The sequence below is a fragment of the Pedobacter sp. NJ-S-72 genome (assembly GCF_053890575.1).
This window is the reverse complement of sequence record NZ_CM132681.1, coordinates 5,444,777-5,468,061: the sequence shown is the minus strand read 5'-3', so window position 1 is coordinate 5,468,061 and position 23,285 is coordinate 5,444,777. Positions and strand designations below refer to the sequence as shown.

General features: G+C 40.8%; 28 protein-coding genes and 4 pseudogenes. 21 read left to right on the top strand and 11 right to left on the bottom strand.

What is annotated here, in order from left to right; all coding sequences use genetic code 11:
• Window positions 1-36 precede the first annotated feature (36 nt).
• The 19 genes and pseudogenes from ACWYN3_RS35860 (at window position 37) to ACWYN3_RS35770 (ending at window position 14,486) form a co-directional block, all read left to right on the top strand.
• Complete coding sequence (locus ACWYN3_RS35860) at window positions 37-393, top strand: DUF11 domain-containing protein (protein ID WP_456218454.1); 357 nt, start codon at window positions 37-39, stop codon at window positions 391-393.
• Window positions 360-1,400 carry a hypothetical protein gene (locus tag ACWYN3_RS35855; RefSeq protein ID WP_456223276.1) on the top strand — a complete coding sequence of 347 codons (1,041 nt, stop codon included), beginning with the start codon at window positions 360-362 and terminating at the stop codon, window positions 1,398-1,400. Before ACWYN3_RS35860 ends, ACWYN3_RS35855 begins: the two co-directional genes overlap by 34 nt.
• Entirely contained in the window at window positions 1,379-3,436 is a 2,058-nt protein-coding gene (locus ACWYN3_RS35850; RefSeq protein ID WP_456218453.1) for a hypothetical protein, read from the top strand. Before ACWYN3_RS35855 ends, ACWYN3_RS35850 begins: the two co-directional genes overlap by 22 nt.
• Window positions 3,437-3,456: 20 nt before the next feature.
• A pseudogene (locus ACWYN3_RS35845) lies at window positions 3,457-3,711 on the top strand (DUF11 domain-containing protein); the annotation flags it as partial.
• A 6-nt stretch (window positions 3,712-3,717) separates the two neighbouring features.
• A complete protein-coding gene (locus ACWYN3_RS35840) occupies window positions 3,718-4,395 on the top strand; it encodes a DUF11 domain-containing protein (protein ID WP_456223275.1) in 678 nt (225 codons plus the stop codon).
• Window positions 4,350-4,889: a hypothetical protein gene (locus ACWYN3_RS35835; RefSeq protein ID WP_456218452.1), complete on the top strand. Its 540-nt coding sequence runs from the start codon at window positions 4,350-4,352 to the stop codon at window positions 4,887-4,889. The genes ACWYN3_RS35840 and ACWYN3_RS35835 overlap by 46 nt, the downstream gene beginning before the upstream one ends.
• Window positions 4,890-4,909: 20 nt before the next feature.
• Window positions 4,910-5,164: pseudogene (locus tag ACWYN3_RS35830) on the top strand (DUF11 domain-containing protein); the annotation flags it as partial.
• A 6-nt stretch (window positions 5,165-5,170) separates the two neighbouring features.
• Window positions 5,171-5,863 carry a DUF11 domain-containing protein gene (locus ACWYN3_RS35825; RefSeq protein WP_456223274.1) on the top strand — a complete coding sequence of 231 codons (693 nt, stop codon included), beginning with the start codon at window positions 5,171-5,173 and terminating at the stop codon, window positions 5,861-5,863.
• Window positions 5,860-6,936 (top strand): DUF11 domain-containing protein, encoded by a 1,077-nt coding sequence (locus ACWYN3_RS35820; protein ID WP_456218451.1) that lies wholly within the window; start codon window positions 5,860-5,862, stop codon window positions 6,934-6,936. Before ACWYN3_RS35825 ends, ACWYN3_RS35820 begins: the two co-directional genes overlap by 4 nt.
• Window positions 6,831-7,142, top strand: a complete 312-nt coding sequence (locus ACWYN3_RS35815) for a DUF11 domain-containing protein (RefSeq protein ID WP_456223273.1) — start codon at window positions 6,831-6,833, stop codon at window positions 7,140-7,142. The genes ACWYN3_RS35820 and ACWYN3_RS35815 overlap by 106 nt, the downstream gene beginning before the upstream one ends.
• Window positions 7,126-7,365, top strand: a complete 240-nt coding sequence (locus ACWYN3_RS35810) for a hypothetical protein (protein WP_456223272.1) — start codon at window positions 7,126-7,128, stop codon at window positions 7,363-7,365. Before ACWYN3_RS35815 ends, ACWYN3_RS35810 begins: the two co-directional genes overlap by 17 nt.
• A 2-nt stretch (window positions 7,366-7,367) precedes the next feature.
• A complete protein-coding gene (locus ACWYN3_RS35805; RefSeq protein WP_456218450.1) occupies window positions 7,368-8,393 on the top strand; it encodes a hypothetical protein in 1,026 nt (341 codons plus the stop codon).
• Window positions 8,394-8,395: 2 nt separating this feature from the next.
• Window positions 8,396-8,566: pseudogene (locus tag ACWYN3_RS35800) on the top strand (hypothetical protein); the annotation flags it as partial.
• A 114-nt stretch (window positions 8,567-8,680) separates the two neighbouring features.
• The gene (locus ACWYN3_RS35795; protein WP_456218449.1) at window positions 8,681-9,334 is read left to right on the top strand and encodes a T9SS type B sorting domain-containing protein; all 654 of its coding nucleotides are present in this window, start codon (window positions 8,681-8,683) and stop codon (window positions 9,332-9,334) included.
• Between the two features lie 56 nt (window positions 9,335-9,390).
• Window positions 9,391-10,418 (top strand): annotated as a pseudogene (locus ACWYN3_RS35790) (PorP/SprF family type IX secretion system membrane protein).
• A 32-nt stretch (window positions 10,419-10,450) separates the two neighbouring features.
• On the top strand, window positions 10,451-10,888 hold the full coding sequence (locus ACWYN3_RS35785; protein WP_456218448.1) for a tetratricopeptide repeat protein: 438 nt from the start codon (window positions 10,451-10,453) through the stop codon (window positions 10,886-10,888).
• Window positions 10,857-12,203, top strand: coding sequence for an OmpA family protein (locus tag ACWYN3_RS35780; protein ID WP_456218447.1), 1,347 nt, complete (start codon window positions 10,857-10,859; stop codon window positions 12,201-12,203). Before ACWYN3_RS35785 ends, ACWYN3_RS35780 begins: the two co-directional genes overlap by 32 nt.
• Window positions 12,204-12,418: 215 nt before the next feature.
• On the top strand, window positions 12,419-13,609 hold the full coding sequence (locus ACWYN3_RS35775) for a tetratricopeptide repeat protein (protein WP_456218446.1): 1,191 nt from the start codon (window positions 12,419-12,421) through the stop codon (window positions 13,607-13,609).
• A 178-nt stretch (window positions 13,610-13,787) separates the two neighbouring features.
• Window positions 13,788-14,486 (top strand): sensor histidine kinase, encoded by a 699-nt coding sequence (locus tag ACWYN3_RS35770; protein WP_456218445.1) that lies wholly within the window; start codon window positions 13,788-13,790, stop codon window positions 14,484-14,486.
• Here ACWYN3_RS35770 and ACWYN3_RS35765 read toward each other — a convergent pair.
• From ACWYN3_RS35765 to ACWYN3_RS35725, 9 genes are all read right to left on the bottom strand, one after another.
• Entirely contained in the window at window positions 14,483-16,180 is a 1,698-nt protein-coding gene (locus ACWYN3_RS35765) for a sodium:solute symporter family transporter (RefSeq protein ID WP_456218444.1), read from the bottom strand. The two genes, ACWYN3_RS35770 and ACWYN3_RS35765, sit on opposite strands and share 4 nt — an antisense overlap.
• Window positions 16,177-16,308: a hypothetical protein gene (locus tag ACWYN3_RS35760; protein ID WP_456218443.1), complete on the bottom strand. Its 132-nt coding sequence runs from the start codon at window positions 16,306-16,308 to the stop codon at window positions 16,177-16,179. Before ACWYN3_RS35760 ends, ACWYN3_RS35765 begins: the two co-directional genes overlap by 4 nt.
• On the bottom strand, window positions 16,308-17,330 hold the full coding sequence (locus ACWYN3_RS35755; protein WP_456218442.1) for a hypothetical protein: 1,023 nt from the start codon (window positions 17,328-17,330) through the stop codon (window positions 16,308-16,310). Before ACWYN3_RS35755 ends, ACWYN3_RS35760 begins: the two co-directional genes overlap by 1 nt.
• 151 nt (window positions 17,331-17,481) lie before the next feature.
• On the bottom strand, window positions 17,482-17,865 hold the full coding sequence (locus ACWYN3_RS35750; RefSeq protein WP_456218441.1) for a hypothetical protein: 384 nt from the start codon (window positions 17,863-17,865) through the stop codon (window positions 17,482-17,484).
• A gap of 23 nt (window positions 17,866-17,888) precedes the next feature.
• A complete protein-coding gene (locus tag ACWYN3_RS35745; RefSeq protein WP_456218440.1) occupies window positions 17,889-18,761 on the bottom strand; it encodes a PIG-L family deacetylase in 873 nt (290 codons plus the stop codon).
• An 84-nt stretch (window positions 18,762-18,845) separates the two neighbouring features.
• Window positions 18,846-19,451 (bottom strand): hypothetical protein, encoded by a 606-nt coding sequence (locus ACWYN3_RS35740; RefSeq protein WP_456218439.1) that lies wholly within the window; start codon window positions 19,449-19,451, stop codon window positions 18,846-18,848.
• 156 nt (window positions 19,452-19,607) lie between these two features.
• Window positions 19,608-20,045, bottom strand: a complete 438-nt coding sequence (locus ACWYN3_RS35735; protein WP_456218438.1) for a DoxX family protein — start codon at window positions 20,043-20,045, stop codon at window positions 19,608-19,610.
• Between the two features lie 73 nt (window positions 20,046-20,118).
• On the bottom strand, window positions 20,119-20,361 hold the full coding sequence (locus ACWYN3_RS35730) for a hypothetical protein (RefSeq protein WP_456218437.1): 243 nt from the start codon (window positions 20,359-20,361) through the stop codon (window positions 20,119-20,121).
• 1 nt (window position 20,362) lies between these two features.
• Window positions 20,363-20,719 carry a TetR/AcrR family transcriptional regulator gene (locus tag ACWYN3_RS35725; RefSeq protein ID WP_456218436.1) on the bottom strand — a complete coding sequence of 119 codons (357 nt, stop codon included), beginning with the start codon at window positions 20,717-20,719 and terminating at the stop codon, window positions 20,363-20,365.
• A 446-nt stretch (window positions 20,720-21,165) separates the two neighbouring features.
• Between ACWYN3_RS35725 and ACWYN3_RS35720 the strand changes: the two genes are divergently transcribed.
• Entirely contained in the window at window positions 21,166-21,363 is a 198-nt protein-coding gene (locus tag ACWYN3_RS35720) for a hypothetical protein (protein ID WP_456218435.1), read from the top strand.
• Here the strand turns inward: ACWYN3_RS35720 and ACWYN3_RS35715 are convergent, their stop codons facing one another.
• On the bottom strand, window positions 21,364-21,912 hold the full coding sequence (locus tag ACWYN3_RS35715; RefSeq protein ID WP_456223271.1) for an alpha-ketoglutarate-dependent dioxygenase AlkB family protein: 549 nt from the start codon (window positions 21,910-21,912) through the stop codon (window positions 21,364-21,366).
• A gap of 271 nt (window positions 21,913-22,183) precedes the next feature.
• The gene (locus tag ACWYN3_RS35710) at window positions 22,184-22,630 is read right to left on the bottom strand and encodes a KTSC domain-containing protein (protein WP_456223270.1); all 447 of its coding nucleotides are present in this window, start codon (window positions 22,628-22,630) and stop codon (window positions 22,184-22,186) included.
• Between the two features lie 448 nt (window positions 22,631-23,078).
• Between ACWYN3_RS35710 and tatA the strand changes: the two genes are divergently transcribed.
• Window positions 23,079-23,240, top strand: a complete 162-nt coding sequence (gene tatA, locus ACWYN3_RS35705; RefSeq protein WP_111634333.1) for a twin-arginine translocase TatA/TatE family subunit — start codon at window positions 23,079-23,081, stop codon at window positions 23,238-23,240.
• The last annotated feature ends 45 nt before the right edge of the window (window positions 23,241-23,285 follow it).

The window sequence follows — 23,285 nt, the reverse complement described above, 5'->3', positions numbered from 1 at the left end:
ACACCAACACCTATACCGACTACTGATAGAGAAGTAATGAAAACAGTTAATAATCTGGTACCCGATGTAGGAAGTAATGTGGTATTTACACTTGTTGCTACCAATCACGGTCCTAGTGACGGCACCGGTATTATAGTGACTGATCAGCTTCCGGCAGGATATACTTACCTGAGTTCTACCCCACCGGCTGGCACCACTTATATTCCTGCGACTGGCGTATGGAATATTGGCACCTTGGCCAACAATGGAACTTCAACCCTGACCATTACCGCTTTAGTGAAAGCAACTGGTCCTTATGTAAATACTGCCGTTATTACAGGTATTGAAAATGATCCGACTTCTGGCAAAACAGTTCGACAATTACGCCAACACCAACAGCAACAACAGACTTAAATATTGCCAAAATAGTTAATATCCCATCGCCTTACGTTGGCAATCAGGTTATTTTCACCCTAACCACAGTTAATAACGGCCCAAGTGATGCTACAGGCGTCCTTGTAAATGATCTGTTGCCGTCTGGATATACCTATGTATCAGCTATCCCATCTGTTGGCACGTATAACAGCGGAACTGGTGTATGGACAGTTGGCAATTTAAATAATAGTGCCAATGCTACATTGGCAATTACAGCTACTGTAAATCCAACAGGTAATTACGCAAATACAACAACCGTATCTGGTGCGCAAAACGATCCTGTACCAGGAAATAATACAGCAACAGCGACAACAACACCAATAAATGTTAAGCTATTAAAAACCGGCCCCGCTACTGCTAGTGCTGGAAATACGGTTAATTATGTATTAACAGTAAGCAATAATGGCACAGGAAATGCGATTGCACAGTCTATTACTGATAATGTGCCAGCTGCATTAACCAATATAAGCTGGATCGCAACACAGCTAGGTACCGCGAATGTAACTACTGGTCTGACAGGTACAGGACCTAATGTACTTGTTACAGGTAACATTCCAGCCGGCGCGGGTAATCAGATAAAAATCACAATTACCGGAACAATTCCTTCTTCATCGGTGGCAACCTCTTTCTCTAATACGGCTAACGTGAACGCAATCGGAAGTCCAGTTATCAACTCCAATACTGTTACTACTACGATTAGCAAGGATGCTAACGTAAAAATCCAAAAAACAGGTCCGGCAACATTAGTTGCTGGAAATAACATTAGTTATACGCTGAATGTAACTAATACTGGTCCATCGGATGTAAACAATGTGAACATTGTTGATAATATCCCAGTTGGTTTATCGGGTGTAACCTGGAATGCTACCCCACTCAATGGCGCGGTCATCAATGGTGCTGCCTCAGGAATCGGAAGTGCAAATCTAAATTTTGCTAAATCCCTGCTGGAACAGCTTCTGTTCAGGTGGTTATCAATGGGATACTGAGTTCAACATACACAGGAACTACACTCACGAATACGGCAACAGCAACTCCGGAAGCCGGGGTGAATAATCCGGTACCTGCTACGAGTACAGTGACTTCAACGGTTTCCAGACAGGCTAATGTACGTATAACGAAATCAGGCCCCGCCGACATTGCAGCTGGTGAGGCTATTTCCTACACCATACGTATTGTAAATGACGGGCCTAGTGATGCACCTGGCGTAATCATTAAAGACCAAATCCCTTCACAAATATTATTGCCAACCTGGACAGCAACAGTACAAAATCTGGCTACTGTAAGTGCTTCAAGTGGATCTGGTGATATTAATATCACCGGAGATATTCCATCTGGCACTGGTATAATCGACATTGTGATCAGCGGAACAATCAATCCGGCTACCCCGGATAACACTCCATTTACAAATACTGCTACAGCAGACTTCCCCGCTTTAAGTCCTGTAACAGATCCTGACGTCTCTTCAAATACCAGTACAATACCTACAAAAGTAACAAATTCGGCAGACGTAAGGGTTTCTAAAAATGGTCCTACAAGGGTGAATATCAATGACCCAATCACTTACACGATTGTGGTTTCAAATGGTGGTGCGGGAAATATAACTGGTGCTATGATTGAAGATAATGTTCCTTCCTCAGTAACTGTTAGTGGTTGGTCAATCACTACTGCAGGAGGAGCAACATTTGGCGGACCAAGTAATGGTACAGGCCCAGCAATAAATATACCTGGAGTAGACCTTCCTGTACCGGGAACTTTAACCCTGACCATCAACGGAACAATCAATACAGGTGCACTGCCTTCATTTACAAACACCGTTACAGTAACGACTACAACATCAACTACAAGCTCTGTAACCACAGCTGTCAATCAATCGACAGATCTGGTCATTGATAAAAGCGGGCCTCAAAATGCAACAGCAGGTTCTGCCATATCTTATACACTTAAGGTAAGTAATGCGGGTCCGAGAGATGTTCCCGGTTTAACAATTAATGATATAATTCCAACTGATATACAAGGCGTAACCTGGTCAGCAACAACTGTTGGTACTGCTACAGTCAGCGCCCCCCCGGGATCGGGTAATATTAACCTTACAGGCGACATCGCAGCTGGTTTAGCAAATTACATCCTGATTACAGTAAACGGAACAGTGAGTGCTTCACCAACTGTAGCAACCATTAACAATACAGCAACCGTTACATCTTCTGGTGCAGTGACTGATTTTAATCTGGCCAATAATACCAGTACATCGTCTACTATAATCGGAAAAGAAACTGATTTAGAAATTGCAAAAACTGTTGACAATGCTGCTCCGACAGTAGGTAACAATGTAGTATTTACACTTACAGCTACTAACCGTGGTCCTAGTGATGGTACAGGGATTGTAGTGACAGATCTGCTTCCAGCAGGATATACTTACGTGAGTTCTACTCCTCCGGCTGGCACAACCTATGTACCAACAACCGGTTTATGGACAATTGGTACGCTCGCTAATACAGCTATCTCTACCCTGACCATTACGGCAACAGTGAATGCAACTGGCCCATATGCCAACACTGCAACTATTACAGGTGCAGAAAGCGATCTGACTACTGGAAATAATACATCGACTGTAACGACAGCACCTACAGCAACTACGAACTTAGACCTTGTCAAATCTGTAAACAACTCAGCCCCTGCAGTTGGAACCAATGTGGTGTTTACATTGATTGCTACAAACAAAGGTCCTAGTGATGGGACAGGAATCACGGTAACAGATCTGCTGCCAGCTGGATATACTTATGTCAGTTCTACTCCTCCGGCTGGTACAACTTATGTTCCTGCAACAGGTCTATGGACAATTGGTACACTCGCTAATACAGCTACTTCTACCCTGACCATTACGGCTACGGTGAATGCGACTGGCCCATATGCCAATACCGCTGCAATTAATACCGCTGCAATTACCGGTACTGAAAAAATGATCCGACTCCGGGTAATAATACCTCGACCTCAACGCCGGTACCGACACCAACTACGAACTTAGACCTTGCCAAATCTGTAGACAACTCTGCCCCTGCAGTTGGAAGCAATGTGGTGTTTACATTGGTTGCTACAAACAAAGGTCCTAGTGACGGGACAGGAATCACGGTAACAGATCTGCTGCCAGCTGGATATACTTATGTCAGTTCTACTCCTCCGGCTGGTACAACTTATGTTCCTGCAACAGGTCTATGGACAATTGGTACACTCGCTAATACAGCTACTTCTACCCTGACCATTACGGCTACGGTGAATGCGACTGGCCCATATGCCAATACCGCTACTATTACCGGTACTGAAAATGATCCGACTCCGGGTAATAATACCTCGACCTCAACGCCGGTACCGACACCAACTACGAACTTAGACCTTGCCAAATCTGTAGACAACTCTGCCCCTGCAGTTGGAAGCAATGTGGTGTTTACATTGGTTGCTACAAACAAAGGTCCTAGTGACGGGACAGGAATCACGGTAACAGATCTGCTGCCGGCTGGATATACTTATGTCAGTTCTACTCCTCCGGCTGGTACAACTTATGTTCCTGCAACAGGTCTATGGACAATTGGTACACTCGCTAATACAGCGACTTCTACTCTGACCATTACGGCTACGGTGAATGCGACTGGCCCATATGCCAATACCGCTGCAATTACCGGTACTGAAAATGATCCGACTCCGGGTAATAATACCTCGACCTCAACGCCGGTACCGACACCAACTACGAACTTAGACCTTGCCAAATCTGTAGACAACTCTGCCCCTGCAGTTGGAAGCAATGTGGTGTTTACATTGGTTGCTACAAACAAAGGTCCTAGTGACGGGACAGGAATCACGGTAACAGATCTGCTGCCAGCTGGATATACTTATGTCAGTTCTACTCCTCCGGCTGGTACAACTTATGTTCCTGCAACAGGTCTATGGACAATTGGTACACACTCGCTAACACAGCTACTTCTACCCTGACCATTACGGCTACGGTGAATGCGACTGGCCCATATGCCAATACCGCTGTAATTACCGGTACTGAAAATGATCCGACTCCGGGTAATAATACCTCGACTGCAACTCCGGTACCTATAGCAACCACGAACTTAGACCTTGCCAAATCTGTAGACAACTCTGCCCCTGCAGTTGGAAGCAATGTGGTGTTTACATTGGTTGCTACAAACAAAGGTCCTAGTGACGGGACAGGAATCACGGTAACAGATCTGCTGCCGGCTGGATATACTTATGTCAGTTCTACTCCTCCGGCTGGTACAACTTATGTTCCTGCAACAGGTCTATGGACAATTGGTACACTCGCTAATACAGCGACTTCTACTCTGACCATTACGGCTACGGTGAATGCGACTGGCCCATATGCCAATACCGCTGCAATTACCGGTACTGAAAATGATCCGACTCCGGGTAATAATACCTCGACCTCAACGCCGGTCCGACACCAACTACGAACTTAGACCTTGCCAAATCTGTAGACAACTCTGCCCCTGCAGTTGGAAGCAATGTGGTGTTTACATTGGTTGCTACAAACAAAGGTCCTAGTGACGGGACAGGAATCACGGTAACAGATCTGCTGCCGGCTGGATATACTTATGTCAGTTCTACTCCTCCGGCTGGTACAACTTATGTTCCTGCAACAGGTCTATGGACAATTGGTACACTCGCTAACACAGCTACTTCTACCCTGACCATTACAGCTACGGTGAATGCGACTGGCCCATATACCAATACCGCTGTAATTACCGGTACTGAAAATGATCCGACTCCAGGTAATAATACCTCGACCTCAACGCCGGTACCGACACCAACTACGAACTTAGACCTTGCCAAATCTGTAGACAACTCTGCCCCTGCAGTTGGAACCAATGTGGTGTTTACATTGGTTGCTACAAACAAAGGTCCTAGTGACGGGACAGGAATCACGGTAACAGATCTGCTGCCGGCTGGATATACTTATGTCAGTTCTACTCCTCCGGCTGGTACAACTTATGTTCCTGCAACAGGTCTATGGACAATTGGTACACTCGCTAATACAGCTACTTCTACCCTGACCATTACGGCTACAGTGAATGCGACTGGCTCATATGCCAATACCGCTGCAATTACCGGTACTGAAAATGATCCGACTCCGGGTAATAATACCTCGACCTCAACGCCGGTACCGACACCAACTACGAACTTAGACCTTGCCAAATCTGTAGACAACTCTGCCCCTGCAGTTGGAAGCAACGTAGTCTTTACACTGGTTGCCACTAATAACGGCCCAAGTGCTGGTACAGGAATTACGGTAACAGATCTGCTGCCAGCTGGATATACTTATGTCAGTTCTACTCCTCCGGCTGGTACAACTTATGTTCCTGCAACAGGTCTATGGACAATTGGTACACTCGCTAATACAGCTACTTCTACCCTGACCATTACGGCTACGTGAATGCGACTGGCCCATATGCCAATACCGCTACTATTACCGGTACTGAAAATGATCCGACTCCGGGTAATAATACCTCGACCTCAACGCCGGTACCGACACCAACTACGAACTTAGACCTTGCCAAATCTGTAGACAACTCTGCCCCTGCAGTTGGAAGCAACGTAGTCTTTACACTGGTTGCCACTAATAACGGCCCAAGTGCTGGTACAGGAATTACGGTAACAGATCTGCTGCCAGCTGGATATACTTATGTCAGTTCTACTCCTCCGGCTGGTACAACTTATGTTCCTGCAACAGGTCTATGGACAATTGGTACACTCGCTAATACAGCTACTTCTACCCTGACCATTACGGCTACGGTGAATGCGACTGGCCCATATGCCAATACCGCTGTAATTACCGGTACTGAAAATGATCCGACTCCGGGTAATAATACCTCGACCTCAACGCCGGTACCGACACCAACTACGAACTTAGACCTTGCCAAATCTGTAGACAACTCTGCCCCTGCAGTTGGAACCAATGTGGTGTTTACATTGGTTGCTACAAACAAAGGTCCTAGTGACGGGACAGGAATCACGGTAACAGATCTGCTGCCGGCTGGATATACTTATGTCAGTTCTACTCCTCCGGCTGGTACAACTTATGTTCCTGCAACCGGCCTATGGACAATTGGTACACTCACTAATACAGCGACTTCTACTCTGACCATTACGGCTACGGTGAATGCGACTGGCCCATATGCCAATACCGCTACTATTACCGGTACTGAAAATGATCCGACTCCGGGTAATAATACCTCGACCTCAACGCCGGTACCGACACCAACTACGAACTTAGACCTTGCCAAATCCGTAGACAACTCTGCCCCTGCAGTTGGAAGCAACGTAGTCTTTACACTGGTTGCCACTAATAACGGCCCAAGTGCTGGTACAGGAATTACAGTAACCGATCTGCTGCCGGCTGGATATACTTATGTAAGTTCTACTCCTCCTCCTCTGGTACAACTTATGTTCCTGCAACAGGTCTATGGACAATTGGTACACTCGCTAATACAGCTACTTCTACTCTGACCATTACGGCTACGGTGAATGCGACTGGCCCATATGCCAATACCGCTACTATTGCCGGTACTGAAAACGATCCGATGCTGGCAAATAACACTTCTACCGTAACCACAACACCAAGTCCGCGTGCACATTTAAACACAGTAAAAACATTAAAAAAAAAATGCACAAACAAACTTTGTTCCGGGGCAGGCTATCGTATACAGAATTAATGTAACTAATAATGGACCGAGTGATGCTCAAGCTGTTACTATCGTAGATTCTGCTCCAGCAGGGACTACTATCAGCAGCTGGACAACCATAGCTTCTGTTGGCGTAACTTATCCGAATGCTTCGGGTACTGGCAATCTGAATGAAACACTAACTGCATTAGGAAACGGTTTATCTGCTACTTATGAAGTTACCGTACTTACACCATCCAGCTTCACACGGTAATTTTGAGTAATTCGGTAACAGCAACAAGTACAACAACTGATCCTACTCCGGGACCATGTACAACATGTACAACCCCAGGTTTACCAGCGATTGGCATGGCACATCTGAATACAGTCAAAGCATTAAAAAACCCTGCGCAAGTAAACTTTGTTCCTGGTCAGGCCGTGGTATACAGAATCAATGTAACCAATAACGGACCAAGTGATGCATCTGCTGTTACTATTGCAGATACTGCCCCGGCAGGAACTACAATCAGTAGCTGGACGACCATCGCTTCCACAGGAGTAATTTATCCGAACGCTTCGGGTACTGGCAATCTGAACGAAACGATGGCTATCTTAAGCAATGGAAAAACTGCAACTTATGAAGTTACGGTACAAACACCATCCAGCTTCACTGGTAACCTGAGTAATTCAGTTACAGCGACAAGCACAACTACCGATCCTACCCCCCCGGGACCTTGTACAACCTGTACAACCCCAGGTTTGCCAGCGATTGGTGGTATGGCGCATTTGAATACCGTAAAAACACTTAAAAACCCGGCACAACAGAATTTTGTTCCGGGTCAGGCAGTTGTATACAGGATCAATATAACCAACAACGGACCTAGTGATGCTTCGGCAGTAACAATAGCAGATGCTGCTCCGGCAGGAACTACAATTACTGGCTGGACAACAATAGCTTCTGCAGGTGTAACTTATCCGAATGCTTCGGGTACTGGTAATCTGAACGAAACGATTGCTACATTAGCTAACGGACTGACTGCTACATATGAAGTAACTGTTCTAACCCCTTCAAGCTATACAGGCAGCCTGAGTAATTCAGTAACTGCGACAAGTACAACCACCGATCCTACCCCAGGACCTTGTACAACCTGTACAACTCCAGGGATACCACCAAATGGCATGGCACATCTGAATACGGTAAAAACACTGAAAGACCCGTCACAAACAAACTTTATTCCTGGCCAGGCTGTCGTATACAGAATCAATGTGACCAATAATGGGCCAATGATGCGGCGGCGGTAACCATCGCTGATACGGCTCCGGCAGGAACTACCATCAGCAGCTGGACAACCATTGCTTCTGCAGGGGTAACTTATCCGAACGCTTCGGGTACTGGTAACCTGAACGAAACACTTACTACCTTAGCCAACGGTAAAACTGCAACTTATGAAGTTACAGTACAAACACCTACAAGCTTCACAGGTAACCTGAGCAATTCAGTCACAGCAACAAGTACAACTACAGACCCTACTCCAGGGCCTTGTACCACTTGTACAACGACACCAATCAGTTCAAACCCACAAGCAGCATTGGTAATTGTAAAAACACTGAAAGACCCTGCTCAGAAAAACTTTGTTACAGGAGATGCAGTAGTTTACACCATTAAGGTGACCAATAACGGGCCAAACGATGCACTGGATGTTAATATTAAGGATATAGCTCCAACAGGTACCAGGATCACCAAGTGGGTCGCGGTGCCAACTACAGGAGTAACTTATCCTAATATAGGCGGAACTACTGATCTCAACGAAACAATAGCTGTTCTGCCAAATGCATTGACTGCTATTTATGAAGTAACAGTTCAAACGCCAATCAACTTCACAGGTAGCTTAATCAATACCGTTGCAGTGAATAGCAGAACATCAAATCCTAACTCTGCTGACTGCCCTAATTGTACCACTCCCCCAATAAGTCCGGTTCTGCCTGATATCATTATTCCGAACGTTATCACGCCAGATGGTGATGGTAAAAATGACAGATTTGTCATTGTAGGAATTGAGCATTATCCAGGCTCAGTACTGATGATTTATAACCGTTGGGGTAACCAGGTTTATAGTGCTACTAATTATGACAACAGCTGGACCGGCGATGGTTTAAGCGGAGGTACTTACTACTATATACTTCAGTTAAAAATCGGCCAGAATACCAAAGGTTACAAAGGCTGGATTGAATTATTAAAATAACAGAAAAATAGATTGAGTCCCGGTAATCCGGGACTCTTATAAACACTTGACTTGTTATGAGAAAGGTTAGATTAATGAGATCGAAACTGTTTTTACTGTTGTTCTTTACAACTTACAGCCTGGTAGCTACAGCGCAGCAGGACATACAGTTTAGCCAGTATATATTCAATGGTTTAAGTGTAAACCCCGCCTATGCAGGCTACAAAGAGGATATATATCTGAATAGTACCTACCGAAAACAGTGGGTGAACTTCCCTGGCGCACCCGAAACCGGAACTGCTTCAATTGATGGCGTCGCCAACTTATCCGGCAGTAAAACTGTAGGATTGGGAGCTCAGGTATTATTTGATAAACTCGGCCCTCAGCAGTCATTATCCTTCTATGGCTCCTATGCCTATAGGATAAGATTGAATGCAGCAGATGACAGCAGGCTGTCACTTGGACTAGGTTTAGGGATCAATCAATATTCTATTGACGGAAACAAATTTGCACCTATTGACCAGAATGACCCAAATATTCCAACGGGAAAAATAAGTACTGTGTAAAGCCCAATGCAAATTTTGGTATCTATTATTATAATCCATCATTCTATGCCGGATTATCTGTACTGGACCTGTTTCCAAACAACATATATGATAATATATTTATAGGAAGCAATAACTATGGCAATATTTCCATCAAGAAAACCCGCCATTATTATTTTACTGCAGGAACAATGCTCAACTTGTCGTCAGGAGTAAAAATGAAACCTTCAATTATGATCAAAGATGATTTTAAAGGGCCTACCAATCTTGATTTTAATGCTTTTTTCTTATTTGGTGAACGTCTCTGGTTAGGTGGTTCTTATCGCACAGGTGTTAAATTATGGAGCAAAAGTAATCTGCAGAGTGATTTAGAAAATGCAGATGCTGCGAGTGTGATGGTAGAGGTTATGGCAACTGATCGTTTGCGTTTAGGTTATGCTTATGATTTTACAACAAGTAAACTGGCAAACTATCAAAGTGGATCACATGAAATTTCTATTGGTTATTTATTATTCAATAAGAAAAGAGGTGAAAGGATATCCAGCCCCCGTTATTTTTAATGAAACAAGATCCAACCTAATTCAAAGAGTTTATGTATAGAATTATAAAATATTATAGCGGACTATCAATCCTTTTGATCTTCACCAGCTTAACTGCAAATGCACAGGATCAAAAACCAGCTCTGAAAACAGCAGATGAATACTATGATCGCTTCAACTATAAGCAGGCCATCCCTATATATGAAAAGCTGGCAAAAAAAAACAAGGTAAAAACCGCATTGCTGGAAAAACTGGCAGTAAGCTACCTGGAGATAAATAATTATCAAAAGTCTGCAGACTGGTATAAATTAGTGATCACGCGAAGCGATGCAAATGCTGAATCATATCTCAACTATGGAGATATGTTAAAAAGTATAGGTGACTATGCTAAAGCCAAAGAGATCTATGCGCTTTACAAGCGAAAAGGTGTTACAGATGTTAACACACGGATTTCGGGGAGTGACTCTGCTGTCTGTGGTGTGGTTAAATAAACCAAGATTGGATAAAGTAACTAATCTTTCGGCTATCAACTCTGCAGCTTCAGAATGGGGAGCTGTGCCCGATAAAGACAATAATATCATTTTCAGTTCTGATTCTTTACGACCGGGCCTTTTTGACAAAAAAGACAAGATCAATAAAAATATTTACGGCCGTACCGGGAGAAACTTTCAGAAACTATATAGCTACCCGCTTACTGGAGGAGGGGCTTCGTCAATCAAACAATTTTCCGGGGCCATCAATAGTTTCAGATACCATGTCGGACCTCTTGTTTTTAGCAATGATCAGCAAACTGCCTATTTTACAGTGACCAATGCAGAAGTCATTAATCACACGAAAGATAAAGTCCATAGCTTTTACGGATCAAGGCGTCTGGAATTATTTATCAGTAAGTTCAAAGATGGGCAATGGCAAATACCTGTATCTTTTGCATTTAATGATCCGGCAAATTTCTCCGTTGGTCATGCCGCATTGAGTAAAGATGAAAACACCTTATATTTCGTAAGTGATATGCCTGGTGGAATAGGTAAAACTGACATCTGGTATAGCGAAAAATCGGGCGACGGCAGTTGGAACAGTCCTAAAAATTGCGGTCCATCTATTAATACGGCAGAGGAAGAGGAATTCCCTACCCTGGCAGATGATGTTTTATACTTCTCAAGTAAAGGCCATCCTGGAATGGGAGGTTTTGATATTTTCAGCAGCAAAGGACAAAAGAATCAATGGTCTGCTGCTGTAAATCAAAAAAGTCCTTTAAATTCTCAGGGTGATGATTTCTATCTGGTTATGAAAGATCAGACAACAGGATATTTTGCTTCTAACAGACCAGGAGGCTTAGGTGATGATGATATTTATACTTATAATAAAATTCCGGAGCCTGCAGTTGTTCCTGAAAAACCTGTACCTCCTATCCCTCCTGTTGTTCCTGTAGTTGTGATCAATAAACCTGAAAAAGGAGAGAAATTTATTATATATACGATTTTTGATAATATCTCTAAAATCAGGCCAGATGCAATCCCCGTATTAGATAGTTTAGCAGAATTGATGAATAAATATCCCGGAATGACTATCGCACTTTCTTCTTATACTGATTCCAGAGGAAAAGATAATTATAACCAGGCACTCTCTCAAAGAAGAGCCGCAGCTGCTCTAGCATACCTCATTCGTAAAGGTATTGTTAAAGATAGAATAAAAGCTGATGGTTACGGTGAAACGCATTTGCTGAACGATTGTAAAAATGGCGTTAAATGTACCGAAGCCCAACATCAATTGAACAGGAGAACTGAAGTTGTAGTGATCCTGATGTAAAGGAATTTCAATTTATCTATTGAAACAGGTTGATATACTCAAACAACGAAGCCAGGATATATATCCTGGCTTCGTTGTTTGACGGCAATAAAATAAAATGTGTAAACAAAAAGAATGATTAATGTATTACATAAATATCCCGGGTTAAGAACTCATATCTAAATTGTATATTGTTCTTACCATTTACCGGTGTACATTAACTATCCTATCTCTCCATGCCCCGCCAACCTAATATCTATTCTAAAGGATTTATAAACTTATTCCTGTGTCTTGCTTACATCTTAACAATAGTATCGTGCAATCAGGTCACAGAACAGCCACCTAATCACCAGGCCCATTTTGACACCGTCATCAATCACGCTACAACATTTATTGGAAATGGCCGCTATAAAAGCGCAATAGTCTCTCTGGATTCAGCTTATAAAGTTTTTCCAAATCCAGGAGTTAAAGATGTTTACCGGAAGTATGAGAATCTGATTAATATTTATCTGAATTATGATATCAGTACTTATAAAGCCTGGTTATATACAGATAGTATATTTCATCTCCTAAAGGGCAAAGAGCATATTTACAAAAATGAGTATGCTAATAGTCTGTTCTTTCTTGGAGAAGTCTTAATGGCAGAAAAGAGATACACTGACGCTTTCAAGAGTTATTATGACGGAAGGTCTTTTGCTAAGAAAGAAAACCTGGATGATTGCTCTCTTTCTATATTCAGCAATAAACTAGGACTGGTCAGGTTTAATCAGGAACAATATCAAACCGCTATTCCTTTCTTTAAAGAGGCTATTAAAGAGAATAAAGATTGTAAACCGAATACTGGCTTTGATTATCTTTTTATCTTTCCTCAAACCTATTTGAATACAATTGCAATGTGTTTTGAGCGATCTCATCAGCCAGATAGTGCAATTATTTACTATAAGAAGGCTCTTGATTTTATTGCCAGTAAAAAAGGTCATTTTCCAAAAAGAGAATCTTTTATGTCTTCTGCCAATGGGGTTATATATGGAAATATTGGAGGAATTTACGCCAAAAAAGACGACTATGAACAAGCAGTAAAATACCTCACAAAAAGTATAGCAATTAATGATCATCCTGGATTTGAAATCCAGGATGCACAAACAGCCAAACTAAAATTAGTTGAACTGTATATCCAGCATTCAAATTTTAAAACAGACAGTCTGTTAAATGAGTTAAAAACTTATTTATCAAGTAAGGCTGGTATGAATCAAACGAACACAAACCTCAGGTTAAAATGGTTCAAACTCAAATATGAATACCACGACAAAAGGAAAGAAATACTGGCAGCTTATCCCTATCTGCAAAAGTATTATAAAGGACGCGACTCAATTTACAGGCTAGATAAAGAGCTAAAAAAAAAAAATAGATATAGACGAGGCATTTAAAGATACTGCCCAAAAATACAGAATGACATTATTAAGAAAAGATAATCAGCTAAAGACTGCATATCTATCTGCTGCAATTGTCTGTATGTTTATGGTAATTATTCTTCTTTTCTTTATATGGCATAATTTAAAAAGATCTAAAAAGCTAAACAGACAAATTAGCGAGCAAAATATAAATATGCAGCGGACATTGGACTCCCTGGAACAAAGTCAGGAAGAAAATATCCGGATGATGATGATTGTAGCCCACGACCTCCGGAATCCAATTGGAAATATTACCTCAATGGCTAATCTGATGCTTGCAGAGGATGATCGTACCCTTGATGACCTGCAGATGCTGGGCATGATTAAAACCTCAGGTCAAAACTCTCTTTTTTTGGTTAATGATCTGCTAAAATCAAATAGCAAAACAGAAGAGCTGCAAAAAGAGCCGGTTGATTTATATGTCCTGCTAAATTATTGCGCGAATCTTCTTAGTCATAAAGCAAAAGAGAAAAATCAACAAATCATGCTGCATGCAGTACATATAACGATCTCCTTAAATAAGGAGAAAATGTGGAGAGTAATGAGTAACCTTATTGGCAATGCAATTAAATTCAGCCCTGAACTGGCAACTATCACAGTAACAATGGAAGAAAGACAGGAATCTGTATTAATAGCCATAGCAGACCACGGTATAGGCATACCTGTTGCTATTCAGCATAAGATCTTTGATATGTTCGGGCAGGCAAAAAGATCCGGTACCGCAGGTGAACAACCTTTTGGACTTGGGCTTGCCATATCCAAACAAATTATTGAAAACCATGGAGGCCGGATATGGGTAGAAAGTGAAACAAATCAGGGGTCTACATTTTTTGTAGAGCTTCCTATTAATTAAGAAGCCTCTTTTTTCTTTAATACCTGCTGAAATAAAAGGGAAAGCAATATAACCAGTAAACATCCAATAACGTTCAGCCATAAATAAGCTACTATTTTCTGAAAGCCAAAAACACAAACTATGGCTTCAGTCAGAATAGCCGCATAAAATACAGCCCTGCCATTTACATGCTTCAGATAAAAAGCCACCAGGAACACGCCCAGGATAGTTCCATAAATATAAGATCCCAGGGCATTAACCGCTTCAAGCAAGTTTCCTATTTTACTTGCATACAGCGCCATTGCGATACATACCACACCCCAGATAACTGTTGACCATCTGGATGCTTTTAAATAGTTTTCTTCTGTAGCGTCCTTATTGATTAACCGCTTATAAATATCAATTACACTAGTCGAGGCCAGTGAATTCAGAGCACTTGCCGTAGACCCCATAGATGCCAGGAAGATAATTGCAATTAACAGTCCTATCAGCCCCTTAGGCAGATATTTAGTCACGAAACTTAGAAAGATATAATTACTATCATTGATATCAGCATCCGGGTCATTATCCACCATTAGTTTAGTGACCTTTTTACGTACTTCCTTAGTTTGATCATCAGCTTTCTTTAAAGCAATCCGCTGCTGATCAATTACAGGTTTATTCTGCTGGTCTAAAGCCGTATTTAGCTTATTAAGCTCTGCCTGTTTCTCATCAAAAGCTTTTTCATAATCCTTTTTCAGCTGATTTAACTGAGGGTTATATTTACTTTTTTCCAGTTTATTCAGTTCAAAACTATTAAAGAATACTGGAGGTTTATTATACTGATAAAAAGTAAAAACCAATACCCCAATCAAAAGAATCAGGAATTGCATAGGTATTTTGACCAGTCCGTTCATTAGTAAACCTAAACGGCTCTGACTTACAGATGCACCTGTCAGATATCTTCCAACCTGACTCTGATCTGTACCAAAATAAGATAGTTGAAGAAAAAAACCACCTATTAATCCACTCCAAACCGTATAAGGATTATTCCAGTCGAACTTAAAATCAATCGCATTGGTACGTCCCATCTTACCGGCAATACTAATGGCCTTGCTGAACCCAATATCACCCGGAAGCAAATGAACCACCATAATTCCCGCAGCAAATAACCCGCAAAAAATGATACTCATTTGCAGCATCTGTGTATAGGAAACAGCCTTAGTACCTCCATAAACTGTATAAGCGACAACAATACCACCAATCAACAGTGTCGTAAAAGTGGTATTGATATCCAGAATAGTTGATAGAATAATAGAGGGTGCGTAGATTGTAATCCCTGTAGACAATCCTCTTTGTATTAAAAATAGGAAAGCCGTTAATGCTCTTGTCTTGAGGTCAAAACGCTGTTCCAGATATTCATAAGCCGTATATACTTTTAGCCGCCGGTGAAAAATAGGGACAAAGGTCACACACAACACAATCATCGCCAGTGGCAAACCAAAATAGAACTGCACAAAACTCATTCCCGAAGAATAAGCAAGCCCTGGTGCCGATAAAAAAGTAATTGCACTAGCCTGTGTAGCCATCACAGATAGACACACACTGTACCATGGCAAAGATCGGTTGCCCAATAAATACCCATCAATATCTTTTGCACCCCTGCTCTTATAAACGCCATAAGCGATAATTGCAATCAGTGTACAGCATAAAACAGCCCAGTCAATATAACTCATTCAAAATATCGGGTAAACAGGTAAAAACAAACGATCAGAAACACCAGCCAGCCCGCCAGCAACAGGTAAAATTGTTTCCAGCTTTTCACAAAAGGAGGCAACTCTGTATTGCGTTTATCAGGTTCCATTATAGTGCTGTATTTTTTGAAATCAGGTTTACAAATAGTCTGTATGCCCCCGGAACACCAGCAGGTAATTCTCTAAAAAAGGCTAGTGAGGTATACACAAACTTACCTTTTCCGTAATCAGCGACCAATAAAGAACCATTACTGGCTTGCTCTCCCGTATCATTCATCTGTAAAACAGGTGTATAATGCGCATCAATACCTGTAGCGAAATACAAACCACGTTCCTGAATCCAGCCATCAAAATCCTTTGCCGTAATTTTGTTAGGGAAGTTTAATGAAGGATGGTTTGGCGTAAGAAAATTAACCTTTGCATCTTCTTCAGTCACCCGGTCACGGCTCAGCTGGAAGGGATAAGGGCCTATATCAGTAATTTTCAAGGGGGAATTGACATTATACTGTATCAGCAAAACGCCCCCATTTTGAACATAACTCATCAGTTTAGGTTGCATGAGGGCTATTTGTTCATTTATATTATATAACCTGACACCGGTAATAATTGCATCATAACCAGACAGGTCTCCATTGATCACCTGCTTTTCATTCAGCCTGGTAACCTGATAGCCTATTTGTATCAGTGATTCAGGAATAAAATCTCCCGCACCTGCGATATATCCAATATTTTTACCAGCAAACTTCAGGTCAACCCGCTCAACACGTGCTTCTGCCAAAGGGAATAAAGTTTGTACAGGTATATGATCATATGCAATGACTTTTAATCCTTTTTGATAAGTTTCTCCTTCAATTTTCAGAGATAGGGAGAACTGTCCCTCATCAACCTGACCAGCAGGAGTCACAGTAAATTCAACATTTTGCTCCCCTGCTTTATTTTGAAGATCAAAATCAATTTTTTCGGGAGAAACCTTCCAGCCCGAAGGTACTACCGGTTGAAGAATACCTTTTGAATGTGCCTTAAAACTTTTCAGTTGTACAGTAATTGTCTTAGGGGAGTTATTGGTAAAAACAAAAGAATGTTCAGCCAGCGTAGCTGTAACCGGAGGCGCAATCACTAATGGCTGATACAACTCTCCTTTTACAGGATCAGTATGTTTATAAACCAGTGGACGCGTTACCTCTATATATACTGATTACCAAACAGCACCCGGAATACTCCTGCATGAGGGGCCGGAGCTTCAGGCAACCCAAGGTTTACAATAGAATCAATGATGTAACTTCCTATCGGATGTTTTTTTTCTCCAGCCAGTAAGGCTGTGTAAGACCAATCTGACGAGCTGATATTCTTATATTTTGAGATACCATATGATCAGGTATCAGTTCTTCGGTATGATTTGGATCCAGTTCTTCCAAAGAAATCCTTACCGGGAAATATTTTCTTACTCTGGATATCGCGTTAACCGTTACAGGAATAGAATCATTAATCGCATAAGATGGTTCCGGAACCGTAGTTTCTATCCATATACCCGCACAGGCAAGAATCAATTCATCAAGCTGCTGATGTTTAAAAGGCAGATTCTTAACTTCTTCTTTTAACAGCAATAAAGCATTGATAGATTTTGAAGGATCCGAAGGATCATAAGCAGCATTAATTTCGTCCAGCATTTGCTGTGCTTTCTCTGTTCTCCTTATTCCTTATTCCTGTCAAGGTTCAGGTTTACACCATCAAAAAGATCCGTCTTTGCTGTTTGTCCGCCAACAGGGCTAAAAAACTCTATCGCAGTACCACGTTGTTTTGAAGATCCAAACCCCTGGCTTTTATGATTAGAGCGGCTTTCGGCAGCAATTTCTCCATAACCTTTACCCAATAAAGGATTAAAGACACCAACATCAATTTTCAGCTGATCATCGGCAGTTGTATTCGTAGAACCAAAGTTGAAGGTGTTCCATACGATCCGTTTAGTCTGCCAGACTTTCACCTGTTTAAGCTGCTCAGGAAAACGTTTAGGATCTGCCGCAGCAGTAAAAGCTTCTCTGGCAAGAATTGCAGAGGCAGCATGATGACCATGTCCTGCACGTGCATCTTCCGGAAAACGGGTAATGATTACATCAGGCTGAAATTTGCGGATAACCCATACCACATCAGACAGGATCTGTTCCTTATTCCATATTTTAAAACTCTCTGCTGAATTTTTAGAGAAACCGAAGTCATTTGCCCTGGTAAAGAACTGCTCTGCACCATCCATCCGCCTTGCGGCTAAGAGTTCCTGTGTACGGATCAGTCCTAATAATTCTCCTTGTTCTGTACCAATTAAGTTCTGTCCGCCATCGCCCCTGGTCAATGACAAATAACCCGTTCGTACCTTTTTCTCTTTAGCGAGATAAGCTAACAAACGTGTATTCTCATCGTCAGGATGCGCAGCAATGTATAATACACTACCTGTAACGTTCAAACTGGCTAATCCCTGCCTGATTTCCGCAGCATTTAATTCGGCCTGCTGGGCCTGACTAAAAAGCGGGACAAAGGATAATAAACAAAGGAAAGATAAACGATACTTCATATTTGGGTTAGATCAATTGTCGAAAATAATTAAAATAACCCTCGCTACCTTCTATTTAACGTTAAATATTAGTAACAATACTGTTTATAACAAAATTTTGCTGCTTACCTCTTTATCAATACTAATGAATCCAGGATATTTCACAAGAACCCCCCCTCCTACCATAATACTTGGTCTGATTTTAAGTGTTACCAGACCTTTTCTTTCTGAACCGCCATTAGCACCGCCACGCAGGAAATCTGTGATTTCAGACATTACTTTCTGATTGGAGATAAACTGGTAAACATTTACATTCAGATCTACAGGTACGACAACCGACTGACCTGCAGGAATACTAACCTCCTGATTCACAAAACCGTTTGCAAGCTCTTGTTTATTAATCAGTATTTTATATTCAAACTGATTAATTGCAGCAAGGATACCTGATGGGTTAGTTATTTCCATATTCAGTCTTGCACGGAATGGAACATCTCTTCTCAATAAGCCAAATGCCAGTCCCGGTAAACTTGCCAGGTTAATGTCCTGACCATTGACTATTTTTTTCACATCAGCTCCCGCTACTGAAAGATTTTCAGCCGAAATGATTTTGTATCTGCAATTTTCAAGTGCTTTGATTTGCTGTGCTTGTTTATTCACCCCGCATCCCATCACTGTAATCACCGTCAGGCAAACCAATAGTATCCTTTTCATCTAGTTATTTATTTTAAGTTTTTGTCAGATGGAGCCTTTGATGATTAAAATAATTATTGCCCTTCGGGTTTAATAATTATTTTAATCATGTCGGGTTCATATATATGTCTTTAATATTCTTCCCTAATAACGGTTTAATATGGAATTATTGCCCGCTTAATAACTTCTTCTTCTTTTGGCCGACCTGCTGCTGATCATACTATCCAGGCTAAGCCTTCCGCCACCAGCAAAAAGTAATACGATATAAGTCAGCAAATAGTGAATTGCCAGTTCCTTTTCTTTCAGTCCGTCATTGCCATGGGCGATAAAAATCGCAATCAGCATAGTTACCATTAAGGGTACAACCGCTAAACGTACCGCAATTCCAAGAAGAATGAGTACTGAACAGCATACCTCTGCAAAAACCGCTAAAGCTAAAGTCGCAGTATCTCCAAGACCAATTGGGTCCATAAACTTTATTTCACCACCAGCAAGCAGCATCTCTAGTTTAGGTATTCCATGAGAAAGCATTAACCCTGCAATACCAATACGTAAGATTAGTAAGACAAAATCAAGGCCTCTGTGATTGTAATTGGTGTTAAATAATCGGTTCATCAGGCTATAATTTTTATCAAGTTCAAGGTAAATGTAATATTTTTCTTAGAACTCTAAAAAAACAAGCCCGTTCTTACAAAGCCAGGGACCTGCAGAAACCGCTTATTGCATCCTTCAGGATCATCTTTTTAAAAGCATCTGTCTTCCCGCTGTTCTCAATCATTTGTATAGAAACAAGACCATGGAGAATAGACCAGTAGCCATGATATTTAAGGAAGTAATCAGCGTCTTCATTCTTAGCCTGTACTAAAGCCTCTTTTATCGTAGAAACCAGGATACTAGTCATTTCTTTGATCTCTGTGATTTGATTAACCATTTCACATGCAGGAATTCCCAGACCAAACATCAATTGATAATATTCTTTTCTCAAAAGCAAAATCCCAGTAAGCATTCGCCATAACTTCGAGCTGCTGAACAGGTGAGTCTACAGAGTTTCTTGCATTCTCCAAAACAACAGCCAGTTTTTGATAGCCTTCTTTTGAGAACTCAAGCAATATGGCTTCTTTATTTTCAAAATGATTGTAAATTACAGGAATACTATATTCTATGGCATCAGCAATTTTTCGGATAGAAAGAGACTGCCAGCCATCAGTTACCACCATGTGCCACGCAGCAGCCAGAATTCCTGTACGAATTTCCTCTTTATGACGCATCTTACGCTCTACTATTCCCATTTATTTCAATAAGTTAACACTGTTAGCAAATATAAACCTATTATCACACCATTCAGAAAACGGATAAAATTTTGACTTAGCTGCAACAATTAATTACCTGTAACCGGAATTGTTTTGTGATACGATTAAGTGATTTTAACCTATTGCCAGCAATCTGGTAAAAACTTTTTAACTTAATATAATTAATTATGTATGAACACAATAAAGATCGAAGAAACTTCATAAAAAGGCAGGGCTTTTGACAATGGATTGTAGACACAGCATTTCCCGAGCAAAATGCTCTGGGTATGGATTATCTCTATGCTGATGAACAATTACTGCCCGTATTTAAAACATGTATTAGCTAAAATAAGTCATTCTACACATGTAAAACCTATTATTTATCAGCACAAAGAGCTAGGTTATATCAGGCAAAAGGCGTAAAACAATTCCTACAGTAATCAAAGTTGATTTTTGGCAATCAGCATGTCCAGAGTCTGCTGCATAACGAAGTATTTAAAAACCTGGATTCAGAATCTAAGTTATTTAAAGTACTGGTCATCAAAACCAACGAAACAATTCCATATACTTCTGTATTTATGCAGTTAGATTGTGCTTACTGGGATGCCAGTAAAGAAGAAGTTTTGCGTAGGAACATAAAATAATTACCCTTTTTTAAGAATCAGTCTGAAAGTTAAATTGATCCTTGGCCCAACAGGGAGTGTCGTTTTTGGAACCCGGTGCTCCCAATACTCTTGTGTCTGTCTTTTCATCAGCAATACACTGCCATGATCAAGCTCCAAAGAAACAACCGGCATTTTTTCTTTATAATCTCTGAACTGAAATATCCTTGTTGAACCAAAACTCACCGAAACAATAACAGGATATTCTCCTAATGTATGTTCATTATCTCTGCACCAGCCCATATAATCTTTCCCATCGCGGTAATAGTTCAGCAAACACACATTAAACGAAGCCTCAAATTTGGTCTCCAGTTTTTCTTTAATCTTTGCTAAGGGCAAAGTCCAGTTTTTAGCTTTCATGGTTAAGCCTGAATAACTATATTCCATATCTTCCTCACCAAAAAAAGCAGTTAAACGAGGCTGCATTCTTTTTTTGCCGAATAGAATAACAGGTTCCTGCATCCAGGAAACATCGTTCTTGAAATATTCAAAGTAGGTATCGCTCTCCGCAGTGGTAAAGAAATCAGGAATAGTACTGCCTCACCATGCGATGGAAGGATATTTTGATGATCGGCATTAATCAGATGTTGCATAATGTACGAATTGAGAGTCTTTACAAAATCAAATAACGTCTTTTATGCTGAACAATCATGCAAATATATTGTTGCAGGAAAAGCTTAAAAAAATAATCGGTCAGTATGTCTTTTATAGGAGGCTATAAAAAACACGCTGACCGATGGTATATAACTTATCCTGCAAAAACAGGAAAAGGTAATCTATTCGTTAAATCAGAAGAACTGAATTAAGCAGTTTCTAATTTTACAATGTTTCTGTAAGGAAAAGAGTTGAAGATATGGCGACGTGCAAATCTTCCTGGAGAATCTGCATTTACCAATTTCACGTAAACAGCTTTTGGAACTTCAAAATACTCATATCCGCTTCCATCAAGGAAATGAACTGTAAGTACCAGGCCAGCCCAGTTATAATCAGCAATACCACATGAAGTGATTGTACTTGTATACTCCTCAATTGAAACAGCAAGTGTTTCAGGAGCAATACTAACCAAGAAATGATAAGCTTCAATAATTTCTTTACTTTTTGTTTCAGCAGCTAATTTAGCTTCATCACTTTCCTGAAATTTATCTGGATGATATTCCTTCATTAAATTTCTGTAAATGGTTTTAAGCTCTTTCAGCTCGGCATCTTTCTGAACACCTAACAATTTTCTGTAATCGACAATCTTCTTCATAAATATATTTAATGCAATTATTGTCTTCATTTAACAAGCTGAAATTCAGGATCAACCTATAATAATGGTAAACAATTTTGCAAAGGTACAATTTAATATGCAAAAGAAAGATTAAGCTTTGATTATCATTAAATTAAATATTAAAACTGCTCATTTTCAGAGTTAAAATCAACTTGCTATCCCTCTGGATCAAAGAGCTACACAAGTGCAGCAATTCTCACTATCCCTCCTAATAATTCAATTCATTAATAAGGTCAATATTCTACACAGTGTGTAGAATAACTCAAAATCACTAATCTCCAATATTTTAACTCCGTTTTAATCTCATTTTAATCAGACTTTAATTAACCCATTTTACTTTTACCATCCAACAAAAACACCCTAGTCTTTTAGGTCTTACCAATAAAACCTAATCAGGCTTAAATTACACACCAAAATTAACAAAATCATGCTTCAACACCCTATTTTAGCCGCATTGGGCACACCAGAAATCCTTGTCATCCTGGTTGTTGTACTCCTTCTTTTTGGAGGTAAAAAAATTCCTGAACTCATGAAAGGCCTGGGCCAGGGCGTAAAAGAGTTCAAAGACGGACAAAAAGGGAATGAATGAGTTTGGGTTTAGATAGTTACCTTTGTAGCTCAACCAACCCCGAGC

Bases quoted from the DNA above. Each gene is read 5' to 3' on its own strand.
- ACWYN3_RS35740 (WP_456218439.1), bottom strand. From the start codon at position 19,451: ATGAAAAGGATACTATTGGTTTGCCTGACGGTGATTACAGTGATGGGA.
- ACWYN3_RS35750 (WP_456218441.1), bottom strand. From the start codon at position 17,865: ATGCTGGACGAAATTAATGCTGCTTATGATCCTTCGGATCCTTCAAAA.
- ACWYN3_RS35775 (WP_456218446.1), top strand. From the start codon at position 12,419: ATGCCCCGCCAACCTAATATCTATTCTAAAGGATTTATAAACTTATTC.
- ACWYN3_RS35760 (WP_456218443.1), bottom strand. From the start codon at position 16,308: ATGGAACCTGATAAACGCAATACAGAGTTGCCTCCTTTTGTGAAAAGC.
- ACWYN3_RS35745 (WP_456218440.1), bottom strand. From the start codon at position 18,761: ATGAAGTATCGTTTATCTTTCCTTTGTTTATTATCCTTTGTCCCGCTT.
- tatA (WP_111634333.1), top strand. From the start codon at position 23,079: ATGCTTCAACACCCTATTTTAGCCGCATTGGGCACACCAGAAATCCTT.
- ACWYN3_RS35765 (WP_456218444.1), bottom strand. From the start codon at position 16,180: ATGAGTTATATTGACTGGGCTGTTTTATGCTGTACACTGATTGCAATT.
- ACWYN3_RS35785 (WP_456218448.1), top strand. From the start codon at position 10,451: ATGTATAGAATTATAAAATATTATAGCGGACTATCAATCCTTTTGATC.
- ACWYN3_RS35735 (WP_456218438.1), bottom strand. From the start codon at position 20,045: ATGAACCGATTATTTAACACCAATTACAATCACAGAGGCCTTGATTTT.
- ACWYN3_RS35770 (WP_456218445.1), top strand. From the start codon at position 13,788: ATGCAGCGGACATTGGACTCCCTGGAACAAAGTCAGGAAGAAAATATC.
- ACWYN3_RS35730 (WP_456218437.1), bottom strand. From the start codon at position 20,361: ATGGTTAATCAAATCACAGAGATCAAAGAAATGACTAGTATCCTGGTT.
- ACWYN3_RS35860 (WP_456218454.1), top strand. From the start codon at position 37: ATGAAAACAGTTAATAATCTGGTACCCGATGTAGGAAGTAATGTGGTA.
- ACWYN3_RS35710 (WP_456223270.1), bottom strand. From the start codon at position 22,630: ATGAAGAAGATTGTCGATTACAGAAAATTGTTAGGTGTTCAGAAAGAT.
- ACWYN3_RS35725 (WP_456218436.1), bottom strand. From the start codon at position 20,719: ATGGGAATAGTAGAGCGTAAGATGCGTCATAAAGAGGAAATTCGTACA.
- ACWYN3_RS35835 (WP_456218452.1), top strand. From the start codon at position 4,350: ATGGACAATTGGTACACACTCGCTAACACAGCTACTTCTACCCTGACC.